12 protein-coding genes and 1 riboswitch are annotated in these 13067 nt (G+C 34.4%); all 12 genes read right to left on the bottom strand.

What is annotated here, in order from left to right:
- Window positions 1-4 precede the first annotated feature (4 nt).
- Window positions 5-1273 carry an FTR1 family iron permease gene (locus tag M1R53_RS01825; RefSeq protein WP_249242869.1) on the bottom strand — a complete coding sequence of 423 codons (1269 nt, stop codon included), beginning with the start codon at window positions 1271-1273 and terminating at the stop codon, window positions 5-7.
- A 214-nt stretch (window positions 1274-1487) separates the two neighbouring features.
- Window positions 1488-3065, bottom strand: a complete 1578-nt coding sequence (locus M1R53_RS01820; protein ID WP_249242868.1) for a PhnE/PtxC family ABC transporter permease — start codon at window positions 3063-3065, stop codon at window positions 1488-1490.
- Window positions 3037-3771 (bottom strand): phosphonate ABC transporter ATP-binding protein, encoded by a 735-nt coding sequence (gene phnC / locus M1R53_RS01815; protein WP_249242867.1) that lies wholly within the window; start codon window positions 3769-3771, stop codon window positions 3037-3039. Before phnC ends, M1R53_RS01820 begins: the two co-directional genes overlap by 29 nt.
- Window positions 3768-4649: a phosphate/phosphite/phosphonate ABC transporter substrate-binding protein gene (locus tag M1R53_RS01810; protein ID WP_249242866.1), complete on the bottom strand. Its 882-nt coding sequence runs from the start codon at window positions 4647-4649 to the stop codon at window positions 3768-3770. Before M1R53_RS01810 ends, phnC begins: the two co-directional genes overlap by 4 nt.
- 9 nt (window positions 4650-4658) lie before the next feature.
- On the bottom strand, window positions 4659-5297 hold the full coding sequence (locus M1R53_RS01805; protein ID WP_249242865.1) for an HAD family hydrolase: 639 nt from the start codon (window positions 5295-5297) through the stop codon (window positions 4659-4661).
- On the bottom strand, window positions 5287-6156 hold the full coding sequence (gene galU / locus M1R53_RS01800; protein WP_249242864.1) for a UTP--glucose-1-phosphate uridylyltransferase GalU: 870 nt from the start codon (window positions 6154-6156) through the stop codon (window positions 5287-5289). The genes M1R53_RS01805 and galU overlap by 11 nt, the downstream gene beginning before the upstream one ends.
- 8 nt (window positions 6157-6164) lie before the next feature.
- Window positions 6165-7949 (bottom strand): glutamine--fructose-6-phosphate transaminase (isomerizing), encoded by a 1785-nt coding sequence (glmS, locus tag M1R53_RS01795; protein ID WP_249242863.1) that lies wholly within the window; start codon window positions 7947-7949, stop codon window positions 6165-6167.
- Window positions 7950-8110: 161 nt separating this feature from the next.
- The gene (locus M1R53_RS01790) at window positions 8111-8968 is read right to left on the bottom strand and encodes a MetQ/NlpA family ABC transporter substrate-binding protein (protein WP_249242862.1); all 858 of its coding nucleotides are present in this window, start codon (window positions 8966-8968) and stop codon (window positions 8111-8113) included.
- Between the two features lie 26 nt (window positions 8969-8994).
- Window positions 8995-9648, bottom strand: coding sequence for a methionine ABC transporter permease (locus M1R53_RS01785; protein ID WP_249242861.1), 654 nt, complete (start codon window positions 9646-9648; stop codon window positions 8995-8997).
- The gene (locus tag M1R53_RS01780; RefSeq protein ID WP_249242860.1) at window positions 9645-10643 is read right to left on the bottom strand and encodes a methionine ABC transporter ATP-binding protein; all 999 of its coding nucleotides are present in this window, start codon (window positions 10641-10643) and stop codon (window positions 9645-9647) included. Before M1R53_RS01780 ends, M1R53_RS01785 begins: the two co-directional genes overlap by 4 nt.
- A 70-nt stretch (window positions 10644-10713) precedes the next feature.
- A riboswitch (SAM riboswitch) is annotated at window positions 10714-10808 on the bottom strand.
- Window positions 10809-10955: 147 nt separating this feature from the next.
- Window positions 10956-11624, bottom strand: a complete 669-nt coding sequence (locus tag M1R53_RS01775; RefSeq protein WP_249242859.1) for a hypothetical protein — start codon at window positions 11622-11624, stop codon at window positions 10956-10958.
- Window positions 11621-12688, bottom strand: coding sequence for a hypothetical protein (locus M1R53_RS01770; protein ID WP_106018103.1), 1068 nt, complete (start codon window positions 12686-12688; stop codon window positions 11621-11623). Before M1R53_RS01770 ends, M1R53_RS01775 begins: the two co-directional genes overlap by 4 nt.
- Between the last annotated feature and the right edge of the window lie 379 nt (window positions 12689-13067).

Genomic DNA, 13067 nt, shown 5'->3' with positions numbered 1-13067 from the left:
CCTATTAGTTCTTATTTGCATAATCTCTTTCGAGCTCTGCTCTTTTAATTTTGTTACGTTTAATTTGAACGATAACTGTTACAATAGTTATTACTATTAAAATAACTTGTGGCAATAGAGTTTCTACCCTATCATAAATTCCTAAGATCTCAATCGTAAATCCATTCATCCATGGAATTATTGTCCTTCCGATAAGATCAGCTTCTTGAAGTTCGGCGACTCCTTTTCCCATAAATGAGATACAAAGTACAAACATCAAGATTGATGTAACTGTGAAGAATGGTTTTAATGGAAGCTTTACGCTCATCTTTGTAATTAATACATATACAATTGCAAGTACTACGATTGCGCATGCTAAGCCGCCCCACATGTATGCTGGATTGTTTGAAATATTTTCTCTCATACCTTGGAAGAAAATAATCAATTCCGCGCCTTCACGGGCAACTGCTAAGAATGAGCTGAATGCTAAAGCCATAGCACTTCCTTTTGTAATTGAACTTTCGACCTTTGATTGGATGTAATGATTCCAAACTTCAACTTCAGATTTTGATAGCATCCAGTTTGATACATAGAATAAAACAATAACAGCCAAAAACATTCCGCATCCTTCAAAAATCTCTTGGCTAACACCACTGCTGTCTTCGCCAAATTTCTGAGCAATCATATTGAAAATAATCGCAAGAATTATTGAAGCAACAATACCTAAAATTGCGCCGACATAGACGCCTTTTACGTATTTTAAATTGTTTGTCTTTACAAGATAAGCAATAAGTGCTGCGACAATTAGGATTGCTTCGAGACCTTCTCTTAAAGTTAGTCCTAAAACGCTAAAGAAAACGCCCCAGCCAGAACCGGTTTTACCTCTCATACCGTCAAGTGTCTTTGCATCTTCGTGTAGATATCTAATTAGTACTTCAACTTCATCTTTAACAACATCGATATCTTCATTTTGACGCATAGATTTTCTTGCCAAATAAAATTGGTTCTCAACAGTTGATCCACGCTTTCCAGAAATGGTTCCCATAACAATTTTTTCAAAGCCTAATTTTTCATAATATCTAAAATAAGCTTCGTTAATTTTGTCATAGCCTTCCTTGCCAGCATCTGGACCGCCTGCTTCATAAATTTTAAGGGCATCCCTTAAAACCACTTCCATGTCCTTACTTACGTCTTCCCAGTCTTTGTATATTTTATCTGCATTACCTGCAAAAACACTAGTAACGGACATCAAAAAAATTAATGCTGTCACCAATAAAATGCTTAGTTTTTTCATAGTTCCTCCTTTCGAAAATATTTGGCAAATATAATCGCCATTAAATAAACCTTCTCAGCCAATATATCATTAGCTTTAACTAACTTTTATTAGCTATAGCTAATTATACTATTTAAATAATTTAAAGTCAATACCTTTTTTAATAAACCTATAAAAATATTTTTATATCATTGAATTTATATAAAATAAAAAAAGTGAGCGTCTGCCCACTTAATTATAATAATTTTTTTCTAATTGTTGATGATAAATAATCAAAAAATATAATCATGATTGAGCTGACTAATAAAAGTGAGCCAACTCTGTTCCAATTGCGCCACGCTATGTTCATAGAAAGAAGTGTACCGATACCGCCTGCCCCGATAAGTCCGAGTATCGACGAGTTTCTAACGTTTGATTCGAGTCTATATAGCACAAAACCTAAAAAACTTCTATATGTCTTTGGATAAATAATTTTCGCATACATGGTGAATGGACTTAAGCCTAGTGCCTTCATGGACATGATTGTTTCAGCTGGAATGTCTTCGATGTATTCAAAATAAAGTTTACTAAGCATACCCGATGTATAAACGCTTAGTGCGAGTGCGCCTGCAAAGGGGCCCGGTCCTAAGCCTCTGAAGAAAATTATAGCAGAGATGATGGCTGGGAAGGTCCTGATTACATTGATGAGTACTTTAAATAAAACTGAAACTTTTTTTGATGGAGCGATGTTCACCGCAGTAAATGGTGTAAATATAAATGATACGATGGCTCCCATAAGTGAAGCAAATATGGCGATGGCAGCTGATTCAAAGGCTGCTGGCACTGCCCTTGATAAATAAGCAAAATCTGGGCTTAGGATCTTTCTAATTATTACACTGCCTTGTTTAAGACCAAGTGTAAAGCGTTCATAGGTAATATTGATTGAAAATTTAATTATAAGGAAAAGTGCTATCAAAAAAATTATGAATAATATCTCCCTAAGTATATTGTTTTTTTTGTATGAAGCTAAATTATTAACATTGATCGGACTTTTTATATCTATTTCTCTTATCTTCTGACTCACTAAGTCTATAAGGAAAATTAATATAAGCAGCATAAAGATTATTGAGGAGACTCTATCGTAGTTCATGTGATTTAACTCAAGCCAAAGTCTTTGTCCTATGCCGCCTGCGCCAACAAGTCCAAGTATTGACGCGCTTCTTATGTTACTTTCTAAGCAAAGTAAAAAAGTCGATACAATAAATTTTCTCATCTTAGTAAGTATTATTTTATAATAAATTTTGCCCTTGCCAATGCCAAGCGACTTGTAAAAATCAAAATCGTCCTTGTCCATGGCCTCTATGTATTCTTTTATAAGTTTTGTTGACATGAAAAATGAAATTATGCTTAGTGCCAATAGTCCTGAAAAGCGGCCAGCAGAGAAAAAACTCACAAGTAGCGCTGCCCATATAAGTGATGGAAGCGTTCTAAAAACTGAAAATACTGCGCTTAATACTTTTGAAACTATTTGTGAAGGGCTTGTGTTGTACGGAAGGAAGAAGGTTATGATGCACGCCAAAAAAACGCCAAAGGCTGATGAAACGAAAGCTATAAGAAAGGTTTCGAAAACTAGGTCCATAACCGAGACTATATATGAAAAATCAAGTGTAAACATCCTTCTGACTAGGTCAAGCATATCTGGCAGCCCACGCAAAAAAGAGCTTAAGGAAACTTGTGATCCTAAGCCTGATGCCACTAGCATGACTAAAAAAGCCATTGCTAATAAAATTTTCTTTTTTCTCTTTTTAGATAAATAAGTCTTTAACTGAGTCATAATTTAGTTCATTTGCACTCCTGTCAAAATATACTCTGTGGTCCTTGATTGCAATCACTCTCTTTGCGTATTCAAGCGATAAATCAAGGTCATGCATGCTTATGATAATTGTCTTTTTGTAATCAGTATTAAGCATTTTAAAAATATCCATGATTGACCTCTTTGTTTCTATATCAAGGGAAGATATAGGCTCGTCTGCTAAGATAAGGTCTGACTTTTGAAAAAGTGAGCGAGCTATGGCAACTCTTTGCTTTTGTCCACCAGATAAATCTTTTGCAAGTGCATAAGTTTTTTCTTTAAGCCCAACCATCTCGATGGCTTTGAGGGCATCCATATACTCGTCGTTTGTAAACTTTGATAGCATTGCCTCAAAAAAATTCTTCTCGCCGAGACGTGCTAATAAAACATTATCAAGAACTGAAATATTTTCAATAATGCTTGTATCCTGAAAAATGAAGGCAATATTTCTTCTAAGCCTTCTTAAATCTTTTGCGCGAAGTCTATGAACGTCCTCGCCCTTATATATAACGCTTCCCTTGCTAAGAGGATTAAGCGCGTTAATTGCTTTTAAAAGAGTTGATTTGCCTGCACCTGATGGGCCTATAAGCGCGACAAAGTCGCCTCCCTCTACATTAAAGGAGGCGTCCTTGATTGCGTCTATATTTTTTTCGTATTGTACTGATATATCTTTTAATTCTAATATCATTTACTTAAATCAACATTCATAATCTTAGCTGTATCGATAACATTTCGGAAATCATCGTTTGTTGCTTCGACAAAACCTGTTAAATTAAATATCTTTTCGCAGGCTTCTTTGCCTTCGCCGCTTGATAAATCATTTTGAAATACTTCTTTTATCTTTTTCTTCATATCATCTGAAAGGTCCTTGCTTGCTGCTACGCATACGTATGGGATCTTGTCAGTATATTCAAGCACTTCTAGTCCTTCAAGTCCATCAAAGTCCTTCATAAGCTTCTTTTCAGCGCCTTCATAAGTAGCACACACGTCAACGTCGCCATTTAAAAGCATTTGAACAGCCTTATCATGTCCGCCAGCAAACATATACTCGATATCTTTTTCAAGATCAAGTCCGCCTTTGACAAGCATAGCACCTGGATAGATGTAGCCTGAAGCGCTCTCTGGGTCAACGAAGGCAATCTTTTTACCCTTAAGTGCTTCGTAGCCGTCTTTTTCATAAGCTTCCTTGATGCCAGAATCTTTTCTAACTAATAATTCACTTCTATAATAATTTTTGCCATCCTTGTTAAGTGCTGATAAAAGTACTTGTGCTCCGCCATTCTTATTTGCAAGTACATATGCAAATGGTGGGATGATTGCAAAATCTACCTTGCCTGAGCCAAGCGCTTCAACTACGCCAACATAGTTTGTTGATGTAAACATAGAAACTTTTGTTCCAAGCTTGTCTGTAAGTATATTTGTTAGTGGTTCTGTTAAATCTTCTAGTTTATCTTGGTCAACTAAAGGCACAAAGCCTAGTTTAAGCTCTTCCTTTTCCTTTGGCTTACAAGATACTAAAGCCATAAGCATAGATAGAATAATTAGTGTTAAAATAAATTTTTTCATAATGTCCTCCTAAATTTCTGTAAAATCTCTAATGATGATGTCGCTATATTTAGAAATATGTGACAGATAGTCCTCGTTATCAAGTACGCCAACTGTTACAAAACCTGCTTTTTTCGCAGTTTTTAAATTTTTCGGCAAATCTTCGAAGACTAAGGTGTTTTGCGGCATGATATTATATTTTGCAATGCACTTTAAATAAATGATTGGCGACGATTTATCTGAACCGACTTCAGATAGAGTCACTATGTCATCAAAAAGCGTGTGCATATCAAACTTTTTAAGCGTAGTAATAAATATGTCCTTCTCATTTGCTGTCGCAATCGAAGTTTTTACGCCTTTTTTTCTAATTTTCTTCAGATAATCAATGATGCCCTTCTTAGGCACTACATTGTTCTCGAACTCTTCCTTTGCTAGATGAGTCCACTCATTAACGACTTCTTCGGTCGTCATATTAAGTGCGTAACGCTCTATTGTGTATTTTGCAGAGTCCGTGAGCGTTTTGTGCATGATATTATCAAAGTAGTCGTCAGTTAAGAAAAGCGAGTGCCTATTGAAAAATCTTAGGTCAACGTTCTTCCAAACATTCATCGAGTCAAAGACAGTTCCATCCAAGTCAAAGATGGCTGCCTCAAAGTCCTTAAGCATCATCTTTCACTATATCCTTGATATATTTTAAAACATCTTCACGAATATCACTTCTTAGAGCAAAATCAAGATTTGCCTGTATAAATCCAAGTTTGCTACCTAAGTCATATCTGTGACCTTCAAATACATAAGCGTAGATATCGTCTTGTTTTAAAAGCATATCAATAGCATCAGTTAGCTGTATCTCGCCGTTTTTGCCCGGCTTAGTCTTTTTAAGCAAGCTAAAGATATCATTTTTTAGTATGTATCTACCAAGCACAGCTATATTGGACGGAGCCTTGTCAATATCTGGCTTTTCGACTATGGACTTAAGCTTATATAATCTTTCATTCACTTTCTCATCATAAGCTATGATGCCATACTTTGATGTATCTTCTTTATTTACAAGGCCAACACCTAAGATGGATTTGCCCGTCTCGTCATAAGCGTTCATCAGCTGCTTTAAGCAGGGCTCTTTTGAATAAACGATGTCGTCGCCTAAAAGCACTGCGACATCTTCCCCGCCAGCAAAGCTCTCTGCACACAAAATCGCGTGTCCAAGACCAAGCGGCGCCTTTTGCCTAATGTAATAAATATTGACCATGTCAGATATTTTGTTAATCTCCTTAAGTATCTCGAATTTCCCCGAATCCTCAAGAGATTTCTCAAGCTCTATATTTCTATCAAAGTGATCCTCTATAGAATTTTTATTTCTTCCAGTTATAATCAGTATGTCCGTGATGCCTGATTCATAAGCCTCTTCAACTATATATTGCAGGGTCGGCTTATCAAAGATTGGTATCATCTCCTTTGGCGATGCTTTAGTCTGAGGAAGCATCCTCGTTCCCAAGCCAGCCGCGGGTATTATTGCTTTTCTAATCATATATCCTCCTACTCTACTGTTACGCTCTTAGCCAAGTTTCTTGGTTTGTCAATGTCTCGTCCTAAAACCATCGCTGTATAGTAGCTCATAAGTTGACCAAATAAAACGCTGTAAATTGGCGTAAAAATTGTGAACGTTCTCTTTAGCGTCACTATACCCTCGCCCTCGTCTTGATTTGTCACGAGTATAGTCTCAGCGCCTCTAGCAACTAGCTCTTCTAAAGTAGTTCTAGTCTTTTCATAAATTTGTCCTTCATTTGCAAAGGCAATGGCCGATGATTTTTCATCTATAAGTGCTATGCTTCCGTGTTTTAGCTCGCCTGCTTTGAAAGCGATCGAATTGATGTAGCTAATCTCCTTAAGCTTAAGTGAAACTTCAAGAGCCGCGATATAATCAAGGTCACGACCGATGAAAAATATTTTTTCCTTATCTTTAATTTTGCTAGCGACTTCTTTGGCAATAGGCTCAAGTCTTGTGATTTCTGAATCCATTTCTTTTGATATCTTAATAAGTTCATCAACAATTTGACTATACATACCGCAGTCGTAGCCAGCAAGGCCTTCTCTAAAATATATTCCTAGTAAATATATGCATAGTATTTGCATCATAAAAGCTTTTGTCGATGCAACTGAAATTTCTGGTCCAGCAAAGATGTGTACCTTGTAGTCAGCAATCCTATCAAGCGATGAATTAATCACATTTGTAATGGCAAGTACTGTCGCACCGCTTTTTTTCGCTTCTTTCACAAGGCCCATGACATCAGCTGTTTCACCTGATTGACTGATTGCTATAAGAAGTGTTTTCTTACCAATGAAATTATATGAATATCTTAATTCGCTCGATGTTTCAGCAATTATCGGCCTTTCTAAGAACCTTTCAAGATAGTTTTTCGCAAGTAGACTTGCGTGATAAGCAGTTCCACAGCCTGTGACATAGATGTTATCAAAATCATTTAGATTAAGCCCATCTAATTCATCGAAATATACCTTGCCGTCACGAATGTGTCTATCAAGTAATTCTTTGAACTTCTTTGGCTCTTCGTGTATTTCCTTAAGCATAAAGTGCTCGTAGCCATCTTTTTGAGTTTCTTCTATATTTACATTTGATTTTTGAATTTCTCTATGAACTTCTTTACCTGAGTTATAAATCTTGATGCCATCACTATTTAAAACGCCCATGTCACCATCTTCAAAATAAATAATTTCATTACTTAGCTCAATTGCAGCTGAGATATCGCTTGCAAATAGATATTCATCATTTTTCACGCTCATTAATAATGGGCAGCCATTCTTAGCAAAGTATAAATTTTTTGTCTTTTTATCCAAAATTAATATCGCATAACTGCCTTTTACTCCCTCAAGTGCTTTCATAAAGCTACTTACATTGTTTTCTTTCATATTTCTTGCGATGTATTCAACAAGAACTTCTGTGTCAGTCTCACCCTTCGGAGTAAAGTCAGGCATAGATCTTTTTAGCTCAAGATAATTTTCTATGACGCCGTTATGAACTATAGCGTATGAAGCGCTCGTATCAAGGTGCGGATGCGCGTTTGTTTCGCTCACGCCTCCATGTGTCGCCCATCTCGTATGAGCAATAGCTATGTCAGAAGCTTCCTTCGGACAAACCTTGTCAAGCTCCTTTATCCTGCCAACTCTTTTATATATTTTTAAATCATTATCTTTAATAAAAGCAATTCCTGACGAGTCATAGCCCCTATACTCAAGACTATAAAGTCCCTTGATTGCATAATTTATCGCATCATTCTTGCCATAGTATCCAACTATACCACACATAATATCTTCCTTTCAAAAAAGCATTTATAATATTCATAGTGCGTGAATATTTTCGCGCATAAACATCTATACTAATTATAACATATATTTATGAAAAAAATATAAAATTTTTACAAAAGAAAAGTGATAGCCGTAGCCATCACTTCTCTTGTCATTAAAAATTAAAAAGCAGGATATATTTCACCCTTGTATTTTTCTTCAATAAATTTCTTGCAAGCTTCTGATTGGAATACTTTGATAAGCTTCTGGAACTTATCTTTTGTTTCGTCACCTTTTCTAACAGCGATGATGTTTGCGTAAGGGCTGTTCTTGTCTTCAAGAGCTAAAGCATCAGCTGATGGGTTAAGTCCTGCGCCAAGTGCGAAGTTTGTGTTGATAGCTGCAAGTGCTGCATCTTTATAAACGTTTGGTATATTAGCTGCTTCAATTGGTGTAAACTTTAGATTCTTTGTGTTTTGATCAATATCTTTTTCAGTTATATCTTCTGTAGTATCGTCTTTTAGTGTGATTAAACCATTCTTTTCAAGTAATAGTAAAGCTCTACGTCCGTTTGATGGATCGCTTGGAATTAAAACTTCGTCTCCGTCCTTTAATTCATCAAGTGATTTTATCTTGTCTGAGTATAATCCCATTGGTTCGATGTGTACTGAGCCAAGATTTTCTAAGCTAAGTCCTCTTTCTTTAGCAAAATTTTCTAGATATGGTATGTGTTGGAAATAGTTTGCATCGATGTCGCCTTGATCAAGTGCAAGATTTGGTTGAACATAGTCGTCAAATACCTTTACTTCAACGTCTAGGCCTCCTTTTGCAAATTCATCTTTAAGTGCTTCAGTTATCTCTGCGTGAGGCACTGGTGATACACCTATGATAATCTTGTTATCATCGTCTGTCTTTGTTTCTGTACTTGTTTCAGAGCCTGTCTCTGCCTTATCTTTATTTGTATTTCCTGTAGAATTATTGCAAGCTACAAGTGTTGCTACTAAAGTTAATGCTAATAATAATTTAAATATATTTTTCATTTTATTCTCTCCTTAAATTTGTAAATTTATTTTTTGTTTACTTTTTTGTAAATAGTGTTTCCTGTGAATTGTACAATTTGTACGATTATAACTATGAGTGCGACTGATATCCAAAGTATATCAAGTTGATTTCTTTGGTAGCCGTATCTGATTGCGATGTCTCCAAGACCGCCTCCGCCAAGTGCTCCAGCCATTGCTGAATAGCCAACTAAGTTAATGATTGTAGTTGTTACGCCAAGTATAGCTGCTGGTACCGTCTCTTTTAATAGTACCTTTACTATATCAAAGTTGCTTGCACCCATTGATTTGGCTGCTTCTATGACGCCTGAATCAACTTCTAGGAAGTATCCTTCATATAATCTTGCTATGAAAGGCGCTGCAGCAAAGGTTAGTGGCACTAAAGCCGCCTCAGTTCCTATTGCCTTACCAATTATAAATCTTGATAATGGCGCTAGAACTATAATTAATATGATGGCTGGCATACTTCTAAAAATATTGATAAGACCGTTTGTTATGGTATAAATAAATTTATTTTCTCTTAGTCCCTTTGGTCTAGTCACAAAACTTAATATGCCCCATGGAAGTCCTATAATTAGTGCGATGAGCGCCGGAACCAAAATCATGATTATAGTTTCAGGAAGTGCTGGTAAAACTATGTCCATTATTTCCTTGAATCTCATGCTATCACCTCCGATACCTCTGCGCAATTAGCTTTTAAATAAGAAATTACTTTTTGCGCCTCTTCGTCTGAGCCGCGAAGCTCAACGACCATGTAACCAAGCTCTTCATCCAAAACGTTACTGATGTTACCGTCAATGATGTTGATATCAACATTAAAGTTTTTCATCGCGTTACTTAATACAGGGGTTTTAACTGTGTCTTTTGAATAAGAAAGTCTTATTAGTTTGCCAGTGAAAGCGCTGTAATCAAGCTCAATATCAGGAGCCGCCTTTTTGATAAAGCTTTGTGCAAGCTTTGTCTTTGGATTTTTAAAAAGCTCTGTAGTAGTGTTTTCTTCTATAATTCTTCCATTTTCCATAAGAGCAATTTTGTTCGAAGCATCCTTTGCCGCTTCCATTTGATGCGTTATCATGATGGTAGTCGTATCAAAGTCATCTCTTGCTCTTTTGTATAAATCTATGACCATCCTAGTGCTTTCTGGATCAAGTGCGCTCGTTGCTTCGTCTGAAAGTATAATTTCAGGCTTAGATACAAGGGCTCTTGCTATGGCAACTCTTTGTCTTTGTCCACCAGATAATTCACTTGGATATGCCTTCTCTTTATTAAGTAAGCCAACGTAATCAAGAAACTTTCTCGCTTCAACCTTTTTGTCACCCTTAAATCCATTTAAGTTTAAAGGAAAAATCACATTGTCTAGAACTGTGTATTGACTAAAAAGATTAAAAGTTTGAAAGATAAAAGCGATTTTCTTTCTTAAAGCTAAGAGCTCTTTTTGCTTTAAGTTAAATATGTTCACTCCATCTATGATTACTTCGCCACCGTCAGCTTCCTCAAGTCTATTGAGCAGTCTAACTAAAGTAGACTTACCTGCACCAGATAAACCTATGATGGCTAAGATGTCTTTCTTTTCTGCTTTAAAACTTACACCATCAACAGCGTTAAATTCTTTGCCGTCCACCTTGTAAGTCTTAATTAAATTTTTTGCTTCTATCATAAGCTCCTCCTTCCTTGGATAAATCCAATAAAAAAACTCTTTACCAAAAGATAAAGAGTATCATGAAAAATCGTCATCTCTCGGTATAACCGCTGGAATTAGCACCTTGTTTAAACAGGTTGCCGGGCTTCATAGGGCCAGTCCCTCCGCCTCTCTGGATGAATTATATTGTGTTTAAATTATACAGGTCATTTTATATTAAATATGTGATTTGAATCACAAATATAGATTTTTTTATAAAAAAGTGTATATTATTATAAGATTTCTTTATAGATAAGTAAAAAGCGAGACAAGTGCCTCGCTTAATTTTAATTACTCTACTATGTTTATGGTGATGGTATCCGACTTATAATCAGTAAGATCTTGTAAAGTCTTATTCATTTTAATAATTACTTTGTCACCAGCTTTTAAATTTTTGAATATAATTTTATCGCTTTGTATTTTATCAATGCTGGTGCCTTCTATCACGTAGTCTCCACTTGTCTTAATATCAAGCATAGAAGCTAAATTAATTGCCGGCAAAGACTCTCCAAAATAACTTGAATATTCATGTCTTACTTTATTTGAGATTATATTGTATGAAACACCAATTCTTAACGGCTGACCATAAAGTCCACTTAAAGACACCTTATATCCATCTTCAAGTTCATTGTCGCCAATGCCCAAGCTTATGCCAAGTAGATTTGAGGCAAATTTATTTCTTATAGCATCTTTTCCTGTAAATTCACAAGCAATTCTTTTATAAAAATTTGTTACTTCTTCTAAATCGATATATTTTTCTGCAATATCTTCATAATTCTTTCTATATTCTTCTTTTTCCATATTTAGACTAAATATATTATCCTCTAAATTCTTAATTTCATCTTCTTTTGCTATCATTTTTTCATTATTATCACTAATTTCTTTGTCTTGGACTTTGTTGCAAGAAATTAAAAATAAAGAAAAAACTAATAAAATAATTAATGCATATTTCCTTTTCATTTTATCAACCTCAATATAAATTGTTCATAATTAGAATCATAATTGTATAAATAAATTTTATTACGATGATATAATAAGCTATCTAATTCTTCGTCGTATATAGTTTTTAGCACGGATTGGGTTAAATTAAGTTCATATATACCTTTATCGGCTTCAATTATAAATTTATTTTCTGTTTTTAGTATATTTTTAATTCTCATCTTATTAGTCTTTTCAGCTAAATTAATATTTTTATTTTCTTTAATGCAAAAAATATTTAAGGTTTGAGAACTAGGATCTTCCTCATTATACTCATCTATAATGATATACTTAGAATCTCCACATATAGCATTTACTAAAAACTTATATTCTGCTTCAGTTTTTACCAACTCATTCCTCTTATCATCATATTCATATATTTTGCTTATAACATTTTTACCTTTGAAATTGCCGTTTTTCATACTTATTATAGATACGTATATTGCGCCATCACTACCACCTACAACTGATAAATACTCTCCATTATAAGCTTCATCGCTTCCTATTAATTCGCAAGTTTTAACGATTGATTGATTAGCATCAATATCTAATATTGTAAACTTTGTAACTATATTCTCTTTATTATTTGAGTCTTCATAGCAAATACATATTTTCTTTTCAGTAGTAAATGTATAAGGTTTAGAATTAGATCTCGAAAGTATTTCTTTTTTTATAATCCCTTTTTTAGATCTTGTTCTAATTATTATACTAGCTCCATCATAACTTAGTAATAAAGTTTTTCTTTCATCACTTATCAAGTTCAAAACAGTCTCATTTCTGTCCAATGCAAATATGCTTTCAACACCACTTGTTTTTAAATCATATTTAAAGATTTTAGGGGAAAATGCATAAGGATTTGTTTTAAATATAGGCTTGTAAATTATGTAAAAATATATACTATCATCAGTAATAGATACTGGTCTTGCCTGATATAAGTTATATGAAAGCCTACCCTTAGTTGTCTCAGTTATAAGTTCGTTTTGAGCATTAATATTTATATTAAAAATCATTAATAATAAACAAAGAAATAAAGCGATTTTTTTCATCTTCATACCTCCATATCATTTTCTTTCTTACTTACACCCTCTCTATACTGATAGTATACCATATGTTAACTATTATATCAAGTTAAATTAATATCAAACTTGTATTTGGTTTATTAATATATTATACTAATATTAATATATTATACTAATATTGATATGCTAAGATTTCTATGTGTATATCAAAACTTAAGAATCACTTTATCTTAAATAAAAGCTTGCAAGATTTTTTTAGTCCTTTGCTCACTTTTTCTAATCCATCCATGCGCAATAAAAAACTACGCTCATATACACAAGCGTAGTTAATTTTTATCTTATTATCATTTCTTCTCTCTTTTAATAAGATTTCTTTATAGATTAGAAAAGTGAGACTACTTCCCCT

It is taken from the genome of Fenollaria massiliensis (assembly GCF_023347705.1).
GTDB lineage: Bacteria > Bacillota > Clostridia > Tissierellales > Peptoniphilaceae > Fenollaria > Fenollaria massiliensis.
This window is presented reverse-complemented; position numbering and strand designations above follow the sequence as displayed.

What these genes read in the sequence shown, in the direction of transcription:
- M1R53_RS01825 (WP_249242869.1), bottom strand. Translation starts at nt 1,273, where the DNA reads ATGAAAAAACTAAGCATTTTATTGGTGACAGCATTAATTTTTTTGATG.
- M1R53_RS01820 (WP_249242868.1), bottom strand. Translation starts at nt 3,065, where the DNA reads ATGACTCAGTTAAAGACTTATTTATCTAAAAAGAGAAAAAAGAAAATT.
- phnC (WP_249242867.1), bottom strand. Translation starts at nt 3,771, where the DNA reads ATGATATTAGAATTAAAAGATATATCAGTACAATACGAAAAAAATATA.
- M1R53_RS01810 (WP_249242866.1), bottom strand. Translation starts at nt 4,649, where the DNA reads ATGAAAAAATTTATTTTAACACTAATTATTCTATCTATGCTTATGGCT.
- M1R53_RS01805 (WP_249242865.1), bottom strand. Translation starts at nt 5,297, where the DNA reads ATGATGCTTAAGGACTTTGAGGCAGCCATCTTTGACTTGGATGGAACT.
- galU (WP_249242864.1), bottom strand. Translation starts at nt 6,156, where the DNA reads ATGATTAGAAAAGCAATAATACCCGCGGCTGGCTTGGGAACGAGGATG.
- glmS (WP_249242863.1), bottom strand. Translation starts at nt 7,949, where the DNA reads ATGTGTGGTATAGTTGGATACTATGGCAAGAATGATGCGATAAATTAT.
- M1R53_RS01790 (WP_249242862.1), bottom strand. Translation starts at nt 8,968, where the DNA reads ATGAAAAATATATTTAAATTATTATTAGCATTAACTTTAGTAGCAACA.
- M1R53_RS01785 (WP_249242861.1), bottom strand. Translation starts at nt 9,648, where the DNA reads ATGAGATTCAAGGAAATAATGGACATAGTTTTACCAGCACTTCCTGAA.
- M1R53_RS01780 (WP_249242860.1), bottom strand. Translation starts at nt 10,643, where the DNA reads ATGATAGAAGCAAAAAATTTAATTAAGACTTACAAGGTGGACGGCAAA.
- M1R53_RS01775 (WP_249242859.1), bottom strand. Translation starts at nt 11,624, where the DNA reads ATGAAAAGGAAATATGCATTAATTATTTTATTAGTTTTTTCTTTATTT.
- M1R53_RS01770 (WP_106018103.1), bottom strand. Translation starts at nt 12,688, where the DNA reads ATGAAAAAAATCGCTTTATTTCTTTGTTTATTATTAATGATTTTTAAT.